At 71.8% G+C, this 21,882-nt stretch carries 17 protein-coding genes; 4 read left to right on the top strand and 13 right to left on the bottom strand.

All coding sequences use genetic code 11. From position 1 onward, the window contains the following. Window positions 1-96: 96 nt before the first annotated feature. Together C892_RS0112810 and C892_RS0112805 are read right to left on the bottom strand one after the other, a co-directional pair. Window positions 97-2,709, bottom strand: coding sequence for an ATP-dependent Clp protease ATP-binding subunit (locus C892_RS0112810; RefSeq protein WP_017557540.1), 2,613 nt, complete (start codon window positions 2,707-2,709; stop codon window positions 97-99). A gap of 176 nt (window positions 2,710-2,885) precedes the next feature. Continuing rightward, entirely contained in the window at window positions 2,886-3,704 is an 819-nt protein-coding gene (locus tag C892_RS0112805; RefSeq protein WP_017557539.1) for a hypothetical protein, read from the bottom strand. Window positions 3,705-4,032: 328 nt separating this feature from the next. Between C892_RS0112805 and C892_RS0112800 the strand changes: the two genes are divergently transcribed. Beyond that, entirely contained in the window at window positions 4,033-4,371 is a 339-nt protein-coding gene (locus C892_RS0112800; protein ID WP_026124325.1) for a hypothetical protein, read from the top strand. On the opposite strand, the gene C892_RS31310 is transcribed toward C892_RS0112800, so the two are convergent. From C892_RS31310 to C892_RS31590, 5 genes are all read right to left on the bottom strand, one after another. Beyond that, a complete protein-coding gene (locus tag C892_RS31310; RefSeq protein WP_239647378.1) occupies window positions 4,335-4,940 on the bottom strand; it encodes a DEAD/DEAH box helicase family protein in 606 nt (201 codons plus the stop codon). The two genes, C892_RS0112800 and C892_RS31310, sit on opposite strands and share 37 nt — an antisense overlap. Before the next feature lie 124 nt (window positions 4,941-5,064). Next, the gene (locus C892_RS0112795) at window positions 5,065-6,162 is read right to left on the bottom strand and encodes a glycoside hydrolase family 5 protein (protein WP_017557537.1); all 1,098 of its coding nucleotides are present in this window, start codon (window positions 6,160-6,162) and stop codon (window positions 5,065-5,067) included. A 272-nt stretch (window positions 6,163-6,434) separates the two neighbouring features. Then, on the bottom strand, window positions 6,435-6,728 hold the full coding sequence (locus tag C892_RS0112790; protein ID WP_239647377.1) for a hypothetical protein: 294 nt from the start codon (window positions 6,726-6,728) through the stop codon (window positions 6,435-6,437). Between the two features lie 255 nt (window positions 6,729-6,983). Further along, window positions 6,984-7,307 carry a hypothetical protein gene (locus tag C892_RS0112785; RefSeq protein WP_017557535.1) on the bottom strand — a complete coding sequence of 108 codons (324 nt, stop codon included), beginning with the start codon at window positions 7,305-7,307 and terminating at the stop codon, window positions 6,984-6,986. Continuing rightward, window positions 7,304-7,450 carry a hypothetical protein gene (locus C892_RS31590; RefSeq protein ID WP_017557534.1) on the bottom strand — a complete coding sequence of 49 codons (147 nt, stop codon included), beginning with the start codon at window positions 7,448-7,450 and terminating at the stop codon, window positions 7,304-7,306. The genes C892_RS0112785 and C892_RS31590 overlap by 4 nt, the downstream gene beginning before the upstream one ends. A gap of 146 nt (window positions 7,451-7,596) precedes the next feature. On the opposite strand from C892_RS31590, the gene C892_RS0112775 reads away from it, so the two are divergent. Further along, window positions 7,597-8,787, top strand: a complete 1,191-nt coding sequence (locus tag C892_RS0112775; RefSeq protein ID WP_026124324.1) for a helix-turn-helix transcriptional regulator — start codon at window positions 7,597-7,599, stop codon at window positions 8,785-8,787. Between the two features lie 13 nt (window positions 8,788-8,800). Here the strand turns inward: C892_RS0112775 and C892_RS0112770 are convergent, their stop codons facing one another. Both C892_RS0112770 and C892_RS0112760 read right to left on the bottom strand, forming a co-directional pair. Continuing rightward, window positions 8,801-10,258, bottom strand: a complete 1,458-nt coding sequence (locus tag C892_RS0112770; protein WP_020379995.1) for a hypothetical protein — start codon at window positions 10,256-10,258, stop codon at window positions 8,801-8,803. A 480-nt stretch (window positions 10,259-10,738) separates the two neighbouring features. Next, window positions 10,739-11,881, bottom strand: a complete 1,143-nt coding sequence (locus C892_RS0112760; protein WP_017540621.1) for a VLRF1 family aeRF1-type release factor — start codon at window positions 11,879-11,881, stop codon at window positions 10,739-10,741. Window positions 11,882-12,127: 246 nt separating this feature from the next. Here C892_RS0112760 and C892_RS0112755 point away from each other — a divergent pair, with 246 nt between their 5' ends. Next, on the top strand, window positions 12,128-14,560 hold the full coding sequence (locus C892_RS0112755; protein ID WP_017557530.1) for a Tex family protein: 2,433 nt from the start codon (window positions 12,128-12,130) through the stop codon (window positions 14,558-14,560). A gap of 362 nt (window positions 14,561-14,922) precedes the next feature. Beyond that, window positions 14,923-15,768, top strand: a complete 846-nt coding sequence (locus tag C892_RS0112750) for a thermonuclease family protein (RefSeq protein ID WP_017557529.1) — start codon at window positions 14,923-14,925, stop codon at window positions 15,766-15,768. Between the two features lie 205 nt (window positions 15,769-15,973). On the opposite strand, the gene C892_RS0112745 is transcribed toward C892_RS0112750, so the two are convergent. The 4 genes from C892_RS0112745 to C892_RS29990 all read right to left on the bottom strand — a co-directional run bounded on the left by C892_RS0112745 (window position 15,974) and on the right by C892_RS29990 (window position 21,631). After that, a complete protein-coding gene (locus C892_RS0112745; protein WP_017557528.1) occupies window positions 15,974-17,113 on the bottom strand; it encodes a DUF2157 domain-containing protein in 1,140 nt (379 codons plus the stop codon). Between the two features lie 179 nt (window positions 17,114-17,292). Further along, window positions 17,293-18,549 (bottom strand): amidase family protein, encoded by a 1,257-nt coding sequence (locus tag C892_RS0112740; protein ID WP_017557527.1) that lies wholly within the window; start codon window positions 18,547-18,549, stop codon window positions 17,293-17,295. Between the two features lie 140 nt (window positions 18,550-18,689). After that, a complete protein-coding gene (locus C892_RS28900; RefSeq protein ID WP_040685400.1) occupies window positions 18,690-19,937 on the bottom strand; it encodes a type II toxin-antitoxin system HipA family toxin in 1,248 nt (415 codons plus the stop codon). A gap of 2 nt (window positions 19,938-19,939) precedes the next feature. After that, complete coding sequence (locus tag C892_RS29990; protein ID WP_239647376.1) at window positions 19,940-21,631, bottom strand: DUF262 domain-containing protein; 1,692 nt, start codon at window positions 21,629-21,631, stop codon at window positions 19,940-19,942. Window positions 21,632-21,882 lie beyond the last annotated feature (251 nt).

Genomic DNA, 21,882 nt, shown 5'->3' with positions numbered 1-21,882 from the left:
ACGCAAAAGCGCCGCCCCGGCCCCGAATCCCCGGTCGGAAACGGGGCCGGGGCGACGCGCTCTCCCCGGCGTGCCCGGTGGGCGGGCCGCTCACGCTCACGCGTGGCCCAGGGCCGCCTCCTCAGACTCCGAGGTGTCGGCGTCGTCACGCGGCTCGCCCACCCGCGCCTCGGCAGAGCCGCCCCGGCGCACCGTGACCGCCAGACCCGTGTCCCCGGCGTCCACCACCACCGTGTCGCCCTCGGCGGCCTCGCCGTCCAGCAGCATCCGCGACAGGCGGTTTCCCAGCTCGCGCTGGACCGTACGGCGCAGCGGGCGGGCACCGAACTCGGGCTTGTAGCCCATCTCCCCCAGCCGGTCCTTGGCCGCGTCGCTCACCTCCAGGGCGATGCCCTGCCCGCGCAGCCGCTCCCGCGTCTTCTCCAAAAGCAGGTCCACGATGCTGCGCAGCTGCTCCCGCGCCAGCCGGTGGAAGACGATCGTCTCATCGATCCGGTTCACCAGCTCCGGGCGCATCGAACGCAGGAGCAGGTCCATGACCTTGTCCCGAAGCTCCTCCTCGTCGCCCGACCAGTCCAGGATCATCTCCGCGCCCACGTTGCTGGTCATGATGACCACCGTGTTGCTGAAGTCGACCGTGTGCCCCTGCCCGTCGGTCAGCCGCCCGTCGTCCAACAGCTGCAGCAGGATGTTGATGACGTCCGAATGCGCCTTCTCCACCTCGTCCAAGAGCACCACCGAATGGGGGCGTCGGCGCACCGGCTCGGTCAGCTGCCCCGCCTCCTCATAGCCCACATAGCCGGGAGGGGCCCCGATCAGACGGCTGACCGTGTGCTTCTCGCCGTACTCGCTCATGTCGATGCGGACCATGTGGTCCTCACCGCCGAACAGCACCTCCGCCAGCGCGCGCGCCAACTCGGTCTTGCCCACGCCCGTAGGGCCCAGGAACAGGAAGCTGCCCTCGGGCCGGTCCGGGTCGGACAGCCCGGCCCGCGCGCGCCGTACCGCCTCCGCCACCGCCGAGACGGCCTCGTCCTGGCCGACCACCCGCTCGTGCATGTGCTCTTCCAGCCGCACCAGCCGGTCGCGCTCCTCCTCGGTCAGCTGCGCGACCGGGATCCCGGTCCGGCGCGAGACCACTTCGGCCACGTCCGTCGCCGTCACCAGCGGGACATCGTCCCGGTTCTGGCGCGCCGCCTCCAGCTCCGGGCGCAGCCGCTCGATCTCCTCGCGCAGCTCCTTGGCGCGGTCGAAGTCCTCGGCCGCCACCGCCTGGTCCTTGTCGCGGTGCAGCGCCTCCAGGCGCTCCTCCATCTCCTTGGTGTCCTCGGCCGGGGTCAGCGACCGCAGCCGCACCCGGGCCGCCGCCTGGTCCATCGCATCGATCGCCTTGTCCGGAAGGAACCGGTCGGAGATGTAGCGGTCCGACAGCCGCGCCGCCGCGTCCAAGGCGTCGTCGCCCAGGCGCACCTGGTGGTGGGCCTCGTAGGTGTCCCGCAGGCCCGACAGGATCGACACGGTGTCGTCCACGCTCGGCTCGGCCACGAACACCGGCTGGAAGCGCCGCTCCAGGGCGGCGTCCTTCTCGATGTTCTTGCGGTACTCGTCGATGGTCGTCGCCGAGACCACATGCAGCTCGCCGCGGGCCAGCGCCGGCTTCAGGATGTTCGCCGCGTCCATTCCGCCCTCGGAGGACCCGGCGCCGATGAGGGTGTGCACCTCGTCGATGAAGACGATGATCTCCTCAGAGTGCGCACGGATCTCGTCGATGACCTTCTTGATGCGCTCCTCGAACTCGCCCCGGTACTTGGAGCCGGCGACCATGCCCGTCAGGTCCAGGGCCACCACCCGGCGGCCCTTGAGGGTCTCGGGGACGCTTCCGTTGACGATCCGCTGGGCGATGCCCTCCACGATCGCGGTCTTACCGACGCCCGGCTCACCGATCAGGCACGGGTTGTTCTTGGTCCTCCGCGACAGGACCTCGATCGCCTGCTCGATCTCCTCCTCGCGGCCGACCACCGGGTCCAGGGAGCCTTCGGAGGCCTCGTCGGTCAGGTCGCGGCCGTACTCGTCGAGCGTGGGCGTCGAAGACGACCCCCGTGCCTGCCCGCCGCCGCCCGATCCCGAGCCCGAACCAGCGCGCCCCGTGCGCGCGCCGGTCATCGCGTCCTGGAGCGCGCTCTGCAGGACGTTGGCGTCCACGCCCTGTTCCTGGAGGAGCCGGGCGGCCGACGACTGCGGGTTGGCGGCCAGCGCCAGCAGCAGGTGCTCGACGCCGATGTAGCTGGACTCCAGCGCGCGCGAGATGCGCAGCGCGTCCTGGAGTGTGCGCTTGGCGGCCGGCGACAGCGTCTCGGGGGTCTCCCCCGGCGTCCCGTCGCCCGTCAGGTCGGCGATGCGCAGCCCAAGGGCCGAGGTGTCGGCACCGGCGGCGGCCAGGATCTGCTTGGCCGGGTCGGTCTCGGCGGCGGCCGCCAGCAGGTCGACCACGTCCAAGTCGGGGGCGCCGCGGCGGCCCGCCCGCTCCAGGGCCTCGCCGACCAGCTCACGGGCGGGCTCGCTGAGCAGCCGCCCGATGTCGACGCGCTGCACCCCGCCCGCGCGCGGCGGCCACACGTCGGACCCGGGGCCGCCCAGCATCCGCCCGCTCAGGTAGTCGAATCGGCGGAACGCGTCGTCGAACATGGAGCCGAAGGGCGATTCGCTCACGGCATTCTCCCCTGTCTGTCGGATTCACTCAGCCCGGTGACGCCTTGGACGAGGGAGGGCGGCGCCGCTGCCCACTGTTGCGAACGCCCTGGTCACGGGCAACAATCGCTGACCAAAGGTTCCCCCATCACGAGCGAAAGGGCCGCTGTGAGGGGCCGCCGAGCGGCGCGTTCGGGTCAGTCCCGGTCGGCCGTGACCGGCCGCCCCCGCTCGGCGCTCCCGGCCTCCTCCGCACCGTCGGGCTGCGCCGTGTCCGCCCCGACCGGCTCCCCGTCCTCGGCAGCCTCGGACGCCACCGGCGCCTGGTCCGCCTCCGCCGACTGCGTGCCGGCCCCGCCGGCCACCGGCCCGAACTGCTCGATCTGCTCGATCTCCAGCTCCATCGGCCGGTCCTGCGCCTGTTCCTGCGGCGCGGGACGCCTGCGCCGCCACACCCACGCGCCCGCGGCGGCCGCGGCCGCCGCCGCACCACCGGCGATCCATCCGAGCGGCAGGGGCCGCTCGACGGGCATCGTGTGCGAGGCGCAGTCCACCAGGCCGGCGGTGGGCCGGGGGCGGATGCACGCGATGGTGGTCAGCCGCTCGAAGCCCTCCGCGGGCTCGCCGACGCGGCCGGTGACGCCGACGAAGGTCTCCTCCTCGGCGGGCAGGGGGCGCCTCCAGGACGCCTCCATGGGCCCGGCCTCCCCCTCGCTCGAGGCCTCGGGGTCCTCCAGGTCGGGCGGGAGCAGCTGGACGATGGCGGCCTCGGGGTAGTCGTGGGCCCCGGTGTTCTCCACGCGGACGGTGTACTCGATGCGGTCGCCCACGGCGGGCCCCTGCTCGACGGGGGTGATCCGGAGCTCGAAGTCGCCCGCGCCCGGCGCCTCGGCCCGGTCCTCGGCCAGAGCGGCCCGCCCCGGAAGCGGAGGGGTGTCCTCCGCCGCCCCCGGCGCCGCCGGGACCAGCGCGGCGGCCAGGACGGTGCCGACCGCCGCGATTCGCGGATGCTGCACGGGAAACGCCCCCTGCTCACTTTTCGCGTTCAAACGACTACTCACCGTTGGTGACGTTGATAACACGCGGAACCGGCGGCGGCGGCACGCCATGCCGAGAACGGGCGCCTTGACGACGTAGATCGGGAGGAAACCGGCATTCCGCCTCACTCCCCTTCCCCCGCGCCCCGGCGGACCACGGGCGGCCGTTTCCGGCTAGGGCCCCGGTGGCAGAACCACGGAAACCGCCTCGCTCCGCGCCACGGCACACCACGCTTGGGCGACAATGAGAGGCACGGCACGGGACGGTACGGGCCCGCCCCGCCGGGACGGAAAGGTGGTGCGCAACGTGGACCCGGTGACACTCGTGGTCGGAGCCGCGATCGGCCTCGCTGGGGTCTTCGTCGGCCGGATGCTGCCCCGCCGCGAGACCGACCGCCGACGCTCGCTCCCCGAACAGCACCCGCCCCCGCAGAGCCGGACCCCCCAGCCCGTCTGCGGCTGCGGCCACCACCTGGTCTTCCACGACCAGCAGAACAAGCTCTGCCAGGCCCAGGTCATCATCCCGGGCCGCTGGACGGGCCAGCACGCCGGCACCTACGCCCAATGCAAGTGCCAGGGCTACCGGGGGCCGGTCCCGGTCGACGAGTACTACGCCCCCGACCTCCTGGAGGGCAACGGCGGCTGAGGGCCGGTGCGCGCGGTCACGTCCAGGCCATGAGTTGGGCGGTCGTCACGTCGGCGGGGCCGGTGCCGTAGTGGAGTTCCATCAGGGCTCTGCCGTGGAGACGGGCGCGCCCTTCGATACCCAGGTGTTCCAGGCGCGCTGGAAGTCCGCGGCCTCATTCCTGTTGCGGGCGGGGGGAGGGCCGCGCCCCGCCGTGCTCGCGCCCGTCCCCATCGGTCTCGGCGTCCGGGTCGAAGACCGCGAGGGACTGGGACGGAAACGTCCTCCTGTAAGGCGCGATCGGTGCCCGCCGCGCACCCGTCAGGCCGCTCGAAAGAGTTCCAGTGCGCAGCCCACTGCCCCTGGATGGCGGTGTTGTGGGCGAAGACGACCGTGCGGCGCCCCAGCCTGCGTGCCGCCTCCAGACCGACGAGGGTCTTGCCCGCCCCCGGCGGCGGCACGATCCAGGTCCACCGCCGCCCTTCGGCCCACAGCTCGTCCACCTGTTTGAGCACCCCGCGCTGATACGGCCGCAGCTCGCCGGGCCAGTGCGCCCGGCCGATCGCGGACGGGGGCGGAGGGGGAGCCATCACCCCAGGATAGGGCGCCGGGGCGACGGCTCCCCTCCGGCGGTGCCGTCCGTTCACGGCCAGGACGCGACCGGCCCGGAGATGTACCTCGGACCGGGCCGCGCAGAGAGCGGATACCGGATGGTCAGGCGATGCGGTCCTTCACCCACGCCCCGGCCGGCTTGAGCGCGTCGCCGCCCCAGGGGCCGCCCGCGTCGCAGGTGCCCGGTTCGAACGCCGCGCCCGAGCGGTGGTCGTCGGAGAAGTTCCAGTTGGTCCAGCTGATGCCGCGCTCCTCCATCAGGTCGATGTAGCGCTGGGCGCTCGCGAAGTCGTTCGGACCGTCGCCGGTGTAGTCCTGGGTGCCGAACTCGCTGACGAAGATCGGCAGCTCTCGGGAGGCCCGGTCCAGCGCGGACAGGTACGGCTCGTGGTGCGAGCCCGCGTAGAAGTGGAAGGTGTACATGATCTGCTCGGCGTCGACGGGGTCCTGCAGGATCTCCTGCTCGTCGGAGCCCTCCGACACCCCCAGCGACGACCAGGCGCGGGTGCCGACCAGCACGACCGAGTCGGGGTCGCGCTCCCGGATCACCGGGACGACCTCCTCGGCGTAGCCCTTGATGGACGCCCAGGACACGCCGTTCGGCTCGTTGGCGATCTCGTACAGCACGTTGCCGTTCCCGCCGTGCCGGGAGGCGATCTCGGCGAAGAACTCCTTCGCGCCTTCGGTGTTGGCGTTGGGGTCGCCCGGGTTGAGGATGTGCCAGTCGACGATCGCGTACATGCCGCGGGCGGTGACCTCGTCGATGAGCGAGCTGACCTTCTCGGTGAACCCTTCGGGGTCGGTCTCGTAGCCGCCCTCCTGGACGTACATGGACAGCCGGACGACGTCGGCGCCCCAGTCCTGCGCGAGGGCGTCGAGGGAGCCGCCGGTCAGGCACTGGTCGAACCATTGCAGGCCGTGGCTGCTCATGCCTTTGAGCTGGACGGGTTCGCCGTCCTCGCCGCACAGCGTGGTGCCGCAGACGCTGAGCGCGCCGTACTCGTCGGCGGGGCCGGCGCTCTGGACCGGGGCGGGGCCGTCACCGACGGCCGGTGCGGTTCCGGTCGCCGGGGCGCCGTGGGCGGCGGGCGCGCACGCGGCGACGGCGGCGAGGGAGGCCGCTGCCGCGAGCGCGAGGACCGCGCGGGCGGTGCGGGGACGGGGACGACGGGGAGTGCGGGGATGGCAGGAGGATCTCAACGGTCGCTCCAGGGGTCGCGGGGACGGGTCTCCCGCCGGGCCTGTGGTCCCCCCACCGCCCCCCGAACGGTCCGGAAGGCCCCGCGGGCACGCCGGTGGCGGCGCGACACCGTCGTCGCTTCCTGCACGATGCGCCACCGGATCGCGCGTCGGAACATAACCCAATGGTCACACCATGGCAATACTCCTGTGCGCAGAGTTTCGTTAGCGCTCACATGCCCGCAGGGCACGGGCTCTTCCCGCCACGGCTCCCGCCGGCGCGCCCGTCCGTTTCACCGCCGCCTCCGCACCAGCGGGAGCAGGCCGCCGAGCACGGCCGCGATCAGGGCGAGAAGACCGACCTGGACGACGTCGACGGTCACCTCCACGGTCCCCGGCTCGGCACCGTGCTCCCCGTACCGGATGATCGTCTCCCGTGGGCCGGCCCCGACGATCCCGAAGTCCGTCGAGCAGGGGTAGCAGCCGCTGCTGCGCCAGTAGCCGACGAGGGCGACGGCCGCGACCAGCCCGATGATGATCCCCGCCCCGACGACGGCCCCGGTGGTCGCCTGCACTGAACGTCGCATTGTCTCTCCCTCACGCAAGCTCTCGCCGTCGACTCTGGAGAAAGCCGGGTCGTCATCACGGTCGTGCGATTCCATGGCCGGGACGCTATTGCAGAGGATTCTTTGCAGAGGTTTCCTGGCAGTATCCGGCCATGCTTTACATCACTGCAGGTGAGAAGCTTGACCGGTGGACGCCCGAGGGCCGTTCTCCGGTTGTTCCCGCAAAGGGGGTGCCTGTGCAGGCACCCCCTTTGCGGTCGTCCGGCTTTCACTGGGTCAGAGTGGCCGATCGCCGCCGTCGCCCTCATCGTCGCCGGGGCGGTGGTCGTCGTAGAGGTGGACGCCGTCGGCGAGGTCGTGGGCGCGGCGGGTGAAGTGGTCGGTGTCGAGGAGGGAGCGGTAGGGGCGGCCGGCGCGCGGGGGCGGGTCGTCGAGTTCGGTCAGGAAGCGGCCGATGTCGGGTTGGACGAGGGTGGGGGCGTGGTCGGCGTCGCGGTCGCGGGCGGTGGCGATCCAGAGGGTGTCGGTGCGCCGGATGGCCCAGCGGTGGCCGAAGTGGGCCCGCAGGAGGTCGAGGAGGGGGTCGCGCTCGCCGGTCACAGCAGGCCTCCTCGGAGGGCGGCCAGGACCCGGTGCAGGTCGCGGGCGCGGTGGACGGCGGTGATCGCGCGGGCGGCCTCGAAGGCCGGGACGTAGCGCCGCACACGGGGTGCGCGGGGGCGGTTGCGGCGGATAGTGTCCATGTGTCGTCAGCTCCTGGGTAGCTGGTGGCCACGCCCCCGGACGGGTGCAACCGTCGCGGGGGTCTCTTCGCCCCATCACCCTCACCGGCCGTGCGGAATCCGGGATCTGCCTACCTGTAGGCCAATCTGTAGGCCAGACTGGAAGCATGCCCCCCGAAGCATTCGGCGACATCGTCCGAACCACCCGAAAAGCACGCGGGTGGTCACAGGCACGGCTCGCCGAAGAACTGTGCCGAATATCCGAACGCCCGACGGTCACCCGCCAAGAGGTCTACCGCTGGGAGACAGGGCGTCGCGTTCCGCGATTCTGGCTCCGCCATCTCGCGGTCGCGCTCAGCGTGCCCCGCGCCCGCCTGGAAGCCGCGGCCGCCGATCACGGGGCCTCGGCAACGCTCGCCGCGTACCTCCCGAAGGGCGACCCGCTCGCTCCGCTCCGCGCTTCCACCGGGCGTCGCGTCGGCGCCCAGGCGGCACGTGACGTGACGGCGCGCGTCCACGCACTCCGGCTCGCCGACGACTTCCTGGCCGGGGGCGACCTCGTCGGCCCCGCTCAGCGTGAGCTGGCCGCCGCAGTGCGGATCTACCGCGAAGGCTCCCACACCGAAGCGGTCGGCCGCGCGCTGCTGATCGCCGTCGGTGAACTCGCGCAGATCACCGGATGGATCGAGTCAGATGCAGGCCGACACGACCATGCCGAGGCCACCTATCGCCTCGGCCTGTCCGCAGCGCGTGAGGCGGGCGATGCCGCCTTAGCAGGCAACCTCGCCGGATCACTGGCCTATCAGTGGTCCAATACGGGACACGAGAGGGACGGTCTCACATTGGCCGAGGCCGCTGTTGAAGAGGCGGGCGAGGAAGCGCATCCGAAAGCGCGCGCCCTGTTCCATGACCGGGTCGCCTGGGCAGAGGCGAAACTGAAAAGGGCACAGCCTGCAATGCGCGCACTGGAGGAAGCGCACCGGGTCCTGGAATCCGAAGAGAAGGAGCCGGCTCCGGAATGGGCCTACTGGGTCAGCGCCGACGAACTCCAGATCATGGATGCGCGCGTCTACACCGAACTCCGGCGCCCTCTGCGCGCCGTCCCCCTCCTACGTGAAGCGCTGAACCGGTACGACGGCACGCACACGAGGGAGCTCGCCCTGTACCTCTCCTGGCTCTCCATCGCCTACGCGGACGCCAACGAGCCCGAGGCCGCGGCTGAGACCGCCGCACGTGTGCTCGCCCTGTCCTCCGAGGTCTCCAGTGACCGCACCGTCCAGCGTTCACGCGTCGTGCTGCAACGCCTCGCCGAGTACACCGACGTCCCCCAGGTCCGTCGACTCCTCGACTCCGCTTAGCCGCCACTCCCCTTCAGCGTCTCGCTCTCCTCCACACGATCACTCCGCGCAAGAGCAGGACCAGCAGGACGAGCCCCGCCGCCCCGCCGATCAGTGACCAGCCGGTGCGGGACAGGTCCGGGAGGAACCCGGACGCCCCTGCGCCGGCGGCTCCCCCGCCGTCGGCGAGCACGCGGCGCTCGCCCAGTTCCTCCAGCAGGCCGTCCAGCGACTCCCGCACCGAATCGTCCGCCTTGCCGAAGAACACCGCGCTGTCCAGGGACTCCCAGTTCCCGCCGACGCCGTCCCCGCCGCGCACCGGGTACCCGGTGACCGCGCCGGAACCGTCCACCGTGTACACCGCGACCGGCCCCTCGACTCCCTGCGCCACCGAAGCGGCCAGCGCGTCCTCGCCCGGCCCCGTGGCCCCCGTCTCCAGGAACGCCCCCTGCGGCAGCACCGCCACCCGCACCGGCTCCTCCCGCTCGGCCAGCGCCTCCTCGACCTTCCCGGCGTCCCCCTCCTCAAGGTCGGTGGCGGCCAGCGGGTCCACGTACAGGTACCGGTCGGCCAGCGCCTCCCGTGCGGCCCGGACCACGCCCCCGTGCACCGCCCCCGCGAAGGTCCCCACCGCCGCGCCCAGCTCTCCCGGCAGGGCCTCCGGCAGCAGCGACGTGATCTCCTTCGGGGCCGGTCCCCCCTCCCCCGAGGCCGGGGTCAGCCGGAACGCGCCGCCCTCCCACTCGGCCAGCAGCGCGCTGCCCGCATCGCCGACCGGGCCGAGCATGGCCTCCGCCACCTCCTCGCGTCCCCCGGCGGCCCCCGCCGCCAGGGCCGGGACCACCGCGACGCGCACGTCCTGCACGCCCCCGAGCCGCTCGGCCAGCGCCTCGGCATCGGCCTGCGGGAAGCCCTCGGCGATGGAGGGGTCGACGTAGACCCGGTCGCCGGACCGGGCCGCCGCCTCCACGGCCGGCCGCAGGTCGCCGTCGATCAGGTCGACGATTCCGGCGATGCGCTGCAGCGGCCCGCCCGGGTAGGAGGCCAGGTGCGCGTCGATCTCCGCGTCGCCGACCGGGGCGGGGCCGACCCACGACCAGCCGAACTCGGCGTCCTCGCCCCCGCCGCGCTCCACCGCGGCGACGTACAGCCCGCGCATCCCGACCCGGTCCGCGATCTCCTGCGCGGCGGAGTCCGGATCGCCCTCGGCCAGGATCTCGGCCCGCACCGGAACCTCGGCGCTGCCCAGCCGTGCGCGTACGAACTCCCCTGCCTGTTCGGCCCGTCTGGCCTCCGCGGGCCCCGGGCTCGCGCCCGCCCCGCCCCCGTCGTCCGCGGCCCCCTCGCCGGTGTGGACGAGGGCGCCGGAGGCGAAGGCCTCGACCGCCGCATCGACCCCGCCGGGCGCCGCCTGCGCCGGCGGCGCCCCCACGACCGGCACCGCCACCGCGGCCAGGCACACGGCCGCTCCGGCCCGTACGGCCACACGCATCCCTGAACCTCTTCCCGAATCTCCGCATCCCCGCACCCGGGACCCAGGCTCGGCCAGGTTAGCCCACCCCCTTTGCCCGCCTTTCTCCGGGCCCGAAACCGCGCAGGCACATTGACGCAGTTCACAGCGGGTACAAGACCCCCATGGACACCGGAACCATGACACTGAACCTGGTAATGGCCTTGGTGATGCTCGTCGGGATCCTGGCTCTGATGGGAACCGTGGGCATGCTGATGAAGCACGAGAGCGACCGGGCCCACAGGTGAGGCCTGCGGCCCGGACGGGACAGGCGGGACGGGCAGGACGGACGCGGCGGACAGGAAGCCGGCACAGGGCACGCGCACACGAGGAGGGGGCGCCCCGAGACGGGGCGCCCCCTCCGACGTGTCCGGCACCGGGCCGGCACGGCGCCGGCGCGCGGCCGGGGACACGGCCGCGGCGCCGGGACCGGCCTCGGTGCCCGAGGCACCCGCGCGACCGCTACCAGCGCAGCTGCGCGGCCACGCCCTCGTCCTCCTCCAGCACCTGCGCCGCCTTCTGCGGCAGCACCGTCACATCCGATCCGTTGGCGAGCGCCATCTCGATCATCCGCTCGCCCAGGTCCTGCTCCGGCTCCATCCGGCCCCGGTCCACCCCGGGCGGCAGCTCGTCCTCCGGGAAGTAGCCCCCGTCCGGCGAGCGGTGCCCGGCCATGCGCACGGCCCCGTCCAGGAACACGTGCGCCACCCGGCCCTCACGGAAGGCGCCCAGCACATCGCTGAGGCCGACGGCCCCCGCGTTCCCGGACAGCGCGGCGTCCCGCGCCCTGCGCACGCCCTCCTCGGCCCGCCGCATGCGCACGGCCTCGATCTCCGGGCCGATCTGCGCCGCGATCTCCGGCGGCGTGCGGGTCTCCACCACCTGCCCCAGCACGATGATGTCCCGCTTGCTGTCCTGGGCGAACCGCCCCCGCAGCGGCTCGGTCAGCTGGGGCTCCCCGGTGATGGCCACCGACGTCCACCCGCACTCGTCGGCGATCCGCTTGAGCTGCGGGCGCATGTCGTTGAGCAGGCGCAGCATGTGGTCGGCGACCTTGCGGTCGTAGCGGTCGGTCTGCCCCGAGGCGCGGTTGAACGTCCTCGGGTGGCCGCCCGCGGGCCCACGCATCCGCCGCCAGTCCTCCTCGTCGATCTCGATCGGGATCCAGGTGATGTCCTTGGCCACGCCGAAGCGCAGGTCCACCACGCGCACCCCGTCGGCCGAGACCGCCAGCACGCCGGCCGGGGCTCCGGTGGCCACCGCCGCCGCCAGCGGCCGCAGGTAGGCGCTGCGCTCCAGCACCGCGCAGTCCTCCAGCGGCATCTGCATCGTGTACAGGCGCACCTCGTCGCTGCTGACCGGTGCGAACAGGGCGCGGCCCATGCCCGACTCGGCGCCGCTGTCCAGGACATCGTCGAGCTGCGGCCGCAGCGCCTCCAGGCGCGCGAGCACCGCCTCCTTGCGCTGCTTGTCCCCGTTCGAGCTCACCCGGCTGCGCAAGGCGTTGATCTCGTTGGTGATCTGCAGGCGCCAGGCGGGGGAGGACGACCGGTCGCGCGGGTCGGCGGTGGCGTAGACGGACAGCACCCCCATGTCGTCCGTCATCGTCGCAAGGTCTCGGAGCGATGTCTGGTCTAGGAGCACGATCATCCCGCCAATCTTCGCGATGCGCTCCCCCCGGTGGGCCGGGGCGAGATCCCTTCCTGCATAACAGGAGATCAGGACGCATATCAACGGTCGGTCGGGATCGCACCATGGTGGTTCCAAGAAATCCGGGCGCCCGGTGTGACAAGGCGGCGGTGCCCAAGGAGAATGCAGCGTGGACAATCCGACGAAGATGGACAAGGCAACGTGACGACCTCTATCGAACAGCGGATCGCCGAGGAGCTCGGGGTCGCCGGGAAGCAGACGGCGGCCGCCATCGGGTTGCTCGACGAGGGCAGCACCGTCCCGTTCATCGCCCGGTACCGCAAGGAGGCCACCGGGGGCCTGGACGACGCCCAGCTGCGCACCTTGGAAGAGCGCCTGCGCTACCTGCGGGAGCTGGAGGAGCGCCGGACCAGCGTGCTGGAGTCGATCCGCTCCCAGGGCAAGCTCACCGACGAGCTCCAGGCGAGCATCATGGCCGCCGACTCCAAGGCCCGCCTGGAGGACATCTACCTGCCCTACAAGCCCAAGCGGCGCACCAAGGCGCAGATCGCGCGCGAGGCGGGGCTGGAGCCGCTGGCCGACCTGCTGCTGGGCGACCCGGGGCAGGACCCGCACGGCAGCGCCGAGGGCTTCGTCGACGCCGACAAGGGGGTGGCCGACTCCCAGGCCGCGCTCGACGGCGCCCGCGCCATCCTCGTCGAGCGCTTCACCGAGGACGCCGACCTCGTCGGCGACCTGCGCGAGCGCATGTGGACGCGCGGCCGCGCGGTGTCCAAGGTCAAGGAGGGCAAGGAGCAGGAGGGCGAGAAGTTCGCCGACTACTTCGACTTCTCCGAGCCGCTGACCGCGCTGCCCTCGCACCGGGTGCTGGCGCTGTTCCGGGGCGAGAAGGAGGACGTGCTCTCCCTGACCCTGTCCCCTGAGCCGGAGGAGGACGGCGCGGAGGCCGAGCCGGGCCCCTCGGTGTACGAGCGGGCGATCGCCTCCCGGTACGGCATCGCCGACCGGGGCCGCCCGGCCGACCGGTGGCTGCTGGACACGGTCCGCTGGGCCTGGCGCACCCGCGTGTTCGTGCGCCTGGACATCGACCTGCGGATGCGCCTGTGGCAGGCGGCCGAGGACGAGGGCGTGCGGGTGTTCGCCGCGAACCTGCGCGACCTGCTGCTGGCCGCCCCGGCCGGGCGGCGCCCCACCATCGGCCTGGACCCGGGGCTGCGCACCGGGGTGAAGGTGGCGGTGACCGACGGCACCGGCAAGGTGGTGGCCACCGACACGATCTACCCGCACGCGCCGCGCAACCGCTGGGACGAGTCGGTGGCCGCGCTCGCCCGGCTGGCCGCCGAGCACGGGGCCGAGCTGGTGGCGATCGGCAACGGCACGGCCTCGCGGGAGACCGACCGGCTGGCCGCCGACCTGATCAAGCGCCACCCGGAGCTGAAGCTGACCAAGGTGATGGTCTCCGAGGCGGGGGCGTCGGTCTACTCGGCCTCGGCCTACGCCTCCCAGGAGCTGCCGGAGCTGGACGTGTCGCTGCGCGGCGCCGTCTCCATCGCCCGGCGGCTCCAGGACCCGCTGGCCGAGCTGGTCAAGATCGACCCCAAGTCGATCGGTGTGGGCCAGTACCAGCACGACATCTCCGAGGCCAAGCTCTCGCGCACCCTGGACGGCGTGGTCGAGGACTGCGTGAACGCGGTCGGCGTGGACGTCAATACCGCCTCGGCGCCGCTGCTGACCCGGGTCTCGGGCATCGGGTCGACGCTGGCCGACAACATCGTGGCGCACCGGGACGGCAACGGGGCCTTCGGCACCCGTGAGGACCTGAAGAAGGTGGCGCGGCTGGGCCCGAAGGCCTTCGAGCAGTGCGCCGGCTTCCTGCGGGTGCCCGGCGGCGACGACCCGCTGGACGCCTCCAGCGTGCACCCGGAGGCCTATCCGGTGGTGCGGCGCATCCTGGACCGCACCGGGGCGGGGCTGAGCGACCTGATCGGCGACGGGAAGACGCTGCGCACGCTGCGCCCGGAGGACTTCACCGACGAGGCGTTCGGTGTGCCGACGGTCAGCGACATCCTCAAGGAGCTGGAGAAGCCGGGGCGCGACCCGCGTCCGGCGTTCGCCACGGCCGCCTTCAAGGAGGGCGTGGAGACGCTGTCCGACCTGGAGCCGGGGATGATCCTGGAGGGGACGGTCACCAACGTGGCCGCCTTCGGGGCGTTCGTGGACGTGGGGGTGCACCAGGACGGGCTGGTGCACGTGTCGGCGATGGCCAAGCGGTTCGTGGAGGACCCGCGCGAGGTCGTCAAGCCCGGCGACATCGTCCGGGTCAAGGTGATGGACGTCGACGTGCGGCGCAAGCGGATCTCGCTGACGATGCGCCTGGACGACGAGATCGACGGCACCGCCAAGGGAGGCGGCCGCGCCGAGCGCGAGGACGGCGCCGGCGGGGAAGGCCGGGGCGCCCAGGGCGGCCGCGGGGGCCAGGGAGGCCGACGCGGCGGTCAGGGCGGCCAAGGCGGTCAGAGCGGCCGCGGTGGAAAGGGCGGCAAGGGCCGGGGCGGCGACCGCGGCGGCTCCTCCGAGCCGAACGGCGCCATGGCAGAAGCCCTCCGCAAGGCGGGCCTGGACCGGTTGCGCTGACGCACGGGCACCGATCACTGAGCGGGCGGGGATCTACCCCGCCCGCTTCTTCGTGTGAAGGGACCGGCGCACCGCCTCAGAGGACTTCGGTCCTCTCTTCCAGGGGACCAAAGGTCTCGAAACTCCGGGCTCACCCGTCTTTGCCGAGGATTGTCCACTGTTGCCTCGACATCCCACTAGGCTTGCCTCCTTCTTGCGAAGTGAATGCTGTGGCTTCAGCGAAACGGGTGACCATCATGGCCGCAGATGACATGCCTTTCACGAACCCGACCGCAGGGCGCAGAGCGCCTGCGGAGACCCCTGAGGGGGATTCGAACCCGGCCTCCCGCACCCCTGGAAGCGGGCTCGGACGCGCATCACGGATGACGGCGGCGGTGGGCTGCGTCCTCGCCCTGGTGCTGTCGGGGTGCGCGACCGGCGACCCAGAGACGGTGGACACGGAGGACGGATACGGGTCGTCCCTAGAGGCGACGGAGCCGACGTCCCCGGAGCCCGCCGCGGCGCTCCCCGACGGGGTTCCTGAGGACGCCCAGACCGCCGAGGTCGAAGAGGTCCTCGACGCCGACACGCTGAAGGTCCTGGCACTCGGTGAAGGGGCGGACGGACCGCTCGCCGAGGGCGAGAGCGCAGAGGTGCTGCTCGCAGGCGTCGACGCTCCTTCGTCCGGAGAGTGTTTCACCGAGGAGGCCGCGGACCGTACCGAGCTTCTGCTCACTCCCGGGGACACCGTCTACGTCGGCGACGCCGACGACTCGGGAAGCGGCCTGCTCGCACAGGTGTGGAGCGCCGACGGCACCTGGGTCAACGAGGACCTCCTCACGAGCGGGCACGCCGAGTACGCCTCCGCGGACGACTCGGCCGACCGGGCCTCCGAGCTTCAGGAGGCGGCGGACGCGGCCGAAGAGGCGGGCGACGGGCTGTGGACCGAGTGCGCGCCCGAGCCGCCGCCCGAACCGGAATCGCCCCAGGAACCCGAGGAGCCGGCGGCCCCGGAGGTGGAGGAGCCTCAGCCCGCGGAACCCGCAGAGCCTGAGGAGCCGGCCGCCCCCGACGACGGGATCCTCATGGCCCCGTCCGGAAAGCACTACGCGGCCGGGCAGTTCTGCAAGCACGACCACCTGGGAAGGACCACCCTGGACGCGTCGGGCCACACCCTGTACTGCGACTTCCACGACGGCGAGGCCAACGCCCGCTGGAAGCGCGACTGACCCTCAGACGGCCCTGTGCCCCCGGAGAACGTGCCCCCGGAAGACATGGTGGCGCTCCGCAGGAGTGTCACCGCCCGGGGGCACACTGCTGAGGAGCGCTTCCGCTCGGGGCCTGGCGTGATCTCTCTTCCTTTCGGGGTTCTCCGTCTCGGGGTTCTCCGTCCGGGGCGCAGCGGCCCCACGTCGCCAGCCAGCGCGGTAACCCCTACAACCGCTCGTCCGGGTCCCTCGGATCGACCCTGGGGAGCCGGCGCGAAGAGCCGTCGCCCTCGTCTGGGGCGGGGCTCTCGACGGGGCCTTCAGCGTTCTCTCCGCCGCCTTGCCCACCGCCACCGCTGGGCGGGTCCGAGCGTCCCGACCGGTGCAGCCGGACGCCGGTCCCGCTCGCCGCGAGCAGGACGGCACCGGCGATGGCCAGGATCGCCGCCGCCGAGACCTCCCCGTCGGTCACCTCCCACACCACCTGGGGAACCGCGATGGTCGTGGCGATGATGCCGAAGACCAGCAGCGCCCCCGTCCGGCGCCAGGCGTAGAGGCCGAGGAGGGCGACCGCCAGTACCGCCACGCCCGCGTGGTGCCAGGGCGAGGGCAGGAACTCGGCCGCCGTCACGGCCGTCGCCGCCCCCAGGCCGATCGCCGTCCCGCGCTCGGCCACCGGCCCGGCCAGCGCAACGGCGACCCACACCGCGCCCAGCAGGATGTAGCCCGTGCCGTTGAGGGCCATGGCGCCCGACCCGCCGTAGAAGATCCCGCCGCCGCCCGTGTCCAGCGCCTCGTGCACCCGGTTCAGCACCCCGCCGGCGGTGATCAGGCTCATCGCCCAGGCGGCCACCACGCCCGGCGCCGACCGCAGCAGCGCGTACCCGCCGAGCGCCACCGCCAGACCGACGGCCCCGGCGATGAGCAGATCGTCCTCCCAGAGCGCGAGCCCGTCGGTGACCAGCACCTGGACCGCGAACATGGCCGCCACCGACGCCAGCGCGAACAGCGTGCCGCCGATGCGGCGCCGGACCTTGGGCACCCGGTCCCGGGGCACGGCCAGCGCCTTAGGGCCGCCCGCCATCACGACACCGGCCAGCGCGAGGACCGGAACGGCCGCCGCCAGCAGCCCCACACGCGCGACCACACCGAGGTCCTCCCACGATGTGGCGGCGAACGTGGCGACGGCGGCCAGCACCAGGCCGCCGCCGATGTAGCCCACGACCTCGGCCCAGCGCACGCCCGAGCGCGCCTCCGCCCGGTCCAGCTCCCCGCTGACGGCCCGGGCCTGGTCCGCGGTGAGCGTCCCCTGCTCGACCAGCCGCCCCAGCGCCTCCTCACGGGCGCGCCGCGCGTCCTCCGACACCGTGTCCCGCCTTCCGCCGGTTCGACTCTTCGGGAGCGGGCCGGGGCTCCGTCCTCACCCCGGCGCCGCTCTGCGGCCATCCCATCACGCGTGTCCCGGCCGTGGGTGAGTACCGGTACTCATCCCGCCTGGGCCCGGAGGCCGAGATCTCTGCCCCGACGCATGGGGCCGGAGTGCGCTCAGGGCCCCCGCGGCGCCGGTCGGCGCGCGTAGAGCACCTCTGCGGCGTGCAGGAGCGCGCGGTCGTGGCCGGGGGCCGCGAGCAGGCCCACGCCCACGGCCCGCCCTCCGGGAAACCCCTCGGTGTCGGCCGGGACGGTGAGCTGCGGCGCTCCGGCGAGGCTCGCGGGGGCCGACAGGCGCACCGTCGTCGCCCTGAAGCGCTTCCGCTCGGCGGGGTCGGCGCTGCGGCGCGGGGCACCGTCCGCCACGACCGGCAGCACGAGCACCGCCCCGGGCGGGCAGGCCTGCGCGAACGCTTCCCGGTAGCGGGCCCGGCCCTCCAGGTCGGCCCGGTGGTCGGCTTCGGGCATCGAGGCCAGGGACGCGCAGCGCCGCAGCCGCTCCCGCACGTCCGGGTCGAGGGCGTCGGCGTTCGCCATGGCCCACGCGGCGTGCCCGCGCCAGATCTCGCCGGCCTGGAGACGGGTGAAGAGTTCGGTGTGCCCGGCGCCGATCAGCGGAGTCGGGTCGGCGCGCAGCAGCGGCACACCGAGGTCGCCCGCGAGGAGGACGGCGAGTCCGCGCACGGCCGACACGGTGGCCTCCGAGGCCAGGGCCTGGAGGTCGTCCGGGAGGGAGACCGCGGTCAGGCCGTGGGGCTCCGAGCCGGAGGCGTTCGGGCCCCCGTCCCGGGGCACGCCCGCGACCGCGTCGAAGGCGGCGCGCAGCAGCCCGGGCTCACGGGCGAACAGGCCGACCGTGTCGAACGAGGGGGCCAGCGGGAGCACCCCGGTGGGATCGAGGGCTCCGTGCGTCGGCCGCAGCCCGAGGACGCCGCAGCAGGCGGCGGGGACGCGCACCGAACCGGCGGTGTCGGTGCCCAGCGCGAGGTCCGCGGCGCCTCCGGCGACCGCCGAGGCGCTTCCCGAGGACGACCCTCCGGTGTGCCGGTCGGGGTGCGCCGGGTTCCGCGGGGCCGGCCCCTCCCCCACGTCCCCGACGACGGAGTAGGCGAGCTGATCGAGCTTGGCCATCCCGACGAGGCGCGAACCCTCGTGGCGCAGAGCGGTGACGGCGGGCGCCGTCGAAAGGGCGGGTCCGTGGGTCTCACGCCACCGGGGATGCCCGAAGGAGGAGGTGTGCCCGGCGACGGCGAAGAGGTCCTTGGCCGCGAAGGCGGTCCCGCTCAAAGCGCCGTCGGAGAGCGCCTCAAGGGCGAAGGTATTCGGCACCCAGCAGTGGAGGCCGGCGTCCGTCTCGTGCGCATCCGTCATGTTGGGGACTCCACCGTCTCTCCCCGAGGTGCCGTCGACGTCCTGACGGTAACCGCCTGGGCTGATGGGACGATCGCGGCGCGGCCGTCCTGCATGCGGAGCTCCCGCCGACAGACTGCGGACGAAACGCTCCAATGCGGTCAAGAATTCGAGCGGATGCCCTGCCCCTCGGACCGCACGTCCCTGATCAGCGGAAGGGACCTCAGTCGCTCTTCGATGTGCTCGGCGAGGAATTCCGGAACCGATGCTTCCAGTTTGACTTGGCTCCATGACTCGACGAGCTCCGCCACAGTCGCGCATACGACCTGGCGCACATGTCCGGCGTCTATCCCTGCTCGCTGAGCCAGATGGTCGAAGTGGGACAACGTCACCAGCTTGGCGATCTGGCCACCGTTAATGGCGAACGCCAGCCGCTCATCCCGGAAGACGCGGTCGATCCCGGAATAGGCTGACACAGAGACCAGGTCGTAGGCGGGGGACAGCCGGGCCGATCGTCCGTCCGGGTAACGCAGCGTCCAATTCTTCAGATGGGCGTCCAGGTTACCGATAACGACCATTGCCGCAAGTCGGCGCAGGTACTCGTCGAGGTCTTGGGGGCATACGGCCTTGAGCACACGGGCGATCCCGCTGTAAGAGGCATTGTCGTACTTCGCGTCGACCGAGACCTCTCGGACCTGGGCCAGGTCTTCCTGGTGGATGCGGGCACCGGCGACCCGGTCGAAGCGCCGGACCGCGAGAGCGGTCTCTGCCTGATCGACGATCCCTTCGGGGAGACCGTGCAGTGCTTCGCCAGGCACCAGCCGAACCTCCGGTACATCGATGCCGACTGCACGCGCCCATAGCATCATCGCGTACTCGTTTCGCGGGACGTCGGGAAACCGGCGGTCCGGGAGCTTGACGATCCAATCGCCCCCCTCGCCCGACATCGGCAATACCAGCCCCTTCTCGTCCCAGCGCATGGAGAACTTGGCCTGTACGCCGGCGAGGGAGAAACGGATCGGGTGTTCATGATCTTCCCCGCACCCATGGTCCTCCGCGATTCCGGCGATGCCCTCCAGGCCGTTCTCCGGCCGCACGCGAACCGCACCTGGGAGATCATCCCCGATCGCACAGATCACGCGGAAGTCGTGCGGACGCGCGACACCCAGCTCACGGCCGATGAGTTCGCGCAGACCACTTCCGCGTTCGGGGAGGATGTTGGCGAACCATTCGGGAACGGAGCCGCTCGCGGTGCGCCGGTGTGCGGGCGCCGCCTCGAACGCCTGCCCAAGGACGGGGTGCTCGGCCGCGCGGTCTTCGTAGTCGAACCAGGTGTTCCCGCTGACGTAACCGAGTGTCCCTACCCGCCGTTCTCCGAGGAACACCCCCGCTACACGCTCATTTGCCATATCTACTCTTCTTCACCGTTCCACACGGGAGGTGGGTCAAAGTCTCCGAAAAGATCTCCCAGTCCGGGGGTGTCCTGGAAACCGAACAACGCGTGCTTCTGCACGTTGCCCGCGATCGTCTGCCGCACCAGCTGACTCCTGTACTGGAGGAACGCCTGGGCGTCACAGTCGCGACCCCCCTTCAGCAACGACAGGCACTGCTCATCCAATGCATGCCCTGTGAACATCCGATCACGAAACCGTTCCCCACCGTCAGCGGTGGATCTGTCTGCAATATCGAGAAGGGCCTCACGGACCTGGGCCGCTTTACCCCCGGGAGCCACGATCCGGTTGGCGATGTTCTCTCCCTCGGGCCAAGGAATGTCGATGATCGGCGCCAGCAGGGGAAGCGACGGATCCTGCTCCAATGCCGCCGCGATGTCGACCGGCGTGCCTCCCGGAGCGGAAGAGTCCGTGATTCCCGGAAGGGTGAGCGGGCCGAGAGAGAGAAGTCCAAGAATGTTGACCTTCCCGAGAGCAGAGTTGATCCGCGTCTGCGCCAGATCCGGTTCCCACTCCGAATCGCTCATCGCAGGCAGCATACCAAGCAGCCGTCTGGCGCTGCCGAGCGCATCGTCACGGACCGCCCGAGCGTTTTTGCGGAGGCCGACGGTGTTTCCTTGCGGCGCAACGCCCAGGACCGACCCCCGCCACACCCACCGACGCAGGAGTTCCGCAGCATGCTCCTTCGGAGGACCGAAGCGGGCCACGAACCTGGCCAGGACCGGCACGAAAAGCGCATAGGGAAGCAACTTGATATGCGGGATCCCGACCTCTTCACGCAGGAAGTCCACCACGTGGCCGAGCACTTCGCGCGTGGTGTGGAGCGCTGCTTGCAGGTCGTCATCGTCGCTGAACTCACGTCGGAAGTCGCGGTCGACCCTTGGATCCCGAATCGCCAGCACACTCTGTGTGAGGAGCTGGTCGGGGAATCGACCGTATCCGAAACGAGCGACGGCTGCGCCCAGCGAATCGAGGTCTCCGGGTGACTCTCCACCGGAAGAGGCGTGCAGGGCTCGGAAAATGTCGGCACCCTTGAGAGCCTTACCGTACGTATTCATGCGGTCGAAGATCTCGCGCAAGGTTCGCTCATCGTCACCGGTGACGATGTACATAGGCAGCTTGTAGTCACGTATCGCGGCGACGAACTCATCTGCCCGAGCGATCTGCCCATCGGTGAAGTGGGGTCGCTCACGAAGCCATGCGTTGGCCTTGGCCGTATCGAGTGCCAGAGGAACTGGAAACCAGTCGTCTTCTGGGCGGCTTCGCCGCGTCAGGGACCGGAATTCGCCGGAGTCCAGATCGTAGAAGATCCTGAACCGCGGATCGACCGTGGCGTCGGTCGCGGTCAGAGCACCGACAAGACTGGTGATCCTCTGCTGTCCATCCACCACCCAGTAGGCGGCGCCCGTTGCCGGTGCGTCGACGGTCAGATCCCCGACCGCCACAGTGGCGGCAGGCGCAGAGTGCGACCACACGAGGAGATTGCCGATGGGGTAGCCGCGCAGAAGGCTGTCGAACAGCCGCCGAACATCTTTCCGTTCCCACTGGTAGGAGCGCTGAAAGGCCGGAAGGCGGATGAGCCCGTCACGTGCCCACTGAACAAGGTCGCCGGGGCGGACCTCTTCGATCTTGGGACGTGTCACCGGAGCCACGAGACCTCCCTCTTCACCGTCGCTGAACGGCAGGTTATCGGAGTACTCCCCCTGCCGCAGTCGCACTCGCCCCCGCTGGGAGGGGACGGCCACGAGGTGCAGGGCCCCGCGGGTCCGCCTCCACATCCACGATCCCTGCTCGACACTTTCAAACCGGCCGAGCGGATGCGCAGTCAGTGCGCCTCGCCGCCCGCACGGTCGCCACCACCGTGCAGCTCATGAGCCGACAGGGCCACCTGCCTGTTCGGGGC

Source organism: Nocardiopsis baichengensis YIM 90130, assembly GCF_000341205.1.
In the GTDB taxonomy this organism is placed as follows: Bacteria; Actinomycetota; Actinomycetes; order Streptosporangiales; family Streptosporangiaceae; genus Nocardiopsis_A; species Nocardiopsis_A halophila.
Note: the sequence above shows the minus strand (reverse complement) of the source record. Positions and strands in the feature narration are given on the sequence as shown.

What these genes read in the sequence shown, in the direction of transcription:
- C892_RS0112740 (WP_017557527.1), bottom strand. Translation starts at nt 18,549, where the DNA reads ATGACGGATGCGCACGAGACGGACGCCGGCCTCCACTGCTGGGTGCCG.
- C892_RS0112760 (WP_017540621.1), bottom strand. Translation starts at nt 11,881, where the DNA reads ATGACGGACGACATGGGGGTGCTGTCCGTCTACGCCACCGCCGACCCG.
- C892_RS0112750 (WP_017557529.1), top strand. Translation starts at nt 14,923, where the DNA reads ATGACGGCGGCGGTGGGCTGCGTCCTCGCCCTGGTGCTGTCGGGGTGC.
- C892_RS31310 (WP_239647378.1), bottom strand. Translation starts at nt 4,940, where the DNA reads ATGGCTCCCCCTCCGCCCCCGTCCGCGATCGGCCGGGCGCACTGGCCC.
- C892_RS31590 (WP_017557534.1), bottom strand. Translation starts at nt 7,450, where the DNA reads ATGGACACTATCCGCCGCAACCGCCCCCGCGCACCCCGTGTGCGGCGC.
- C892_RS28900 (WP_040685400.1), bottom strand. Translation starts at nt 19,937, where the DNA reads ATGGCAAATGAGCGTGTAGCGGGGGTGTTCCTCGGAGAACGGCGGGTA.
- C892_RS0112790 (WP_239647377.1), bottom strand. Translation starts at nt 6,728, where the DNA reads ATGCGACGTTCAGTGCAGGCGACCACCGGGGCCGTCGTCGGGGCGGGG.
- C892_RS0112775 (WP_026124324.1), top strand. Translation starts at nt 7,597, where the DNA reads ATGCCCCCCGAAGCATTCGGCGACATCGTCCGAACCACCCGAAAAGCA.
- C892_RS0112770 (WP_020379995.1), bottom strand. Translation starts at nt 10,258, where the DNA reads ATGCGTGTGGCCGTACGGGCCGGAGCGGCCGTGTGCCTGGCCGCGGTG.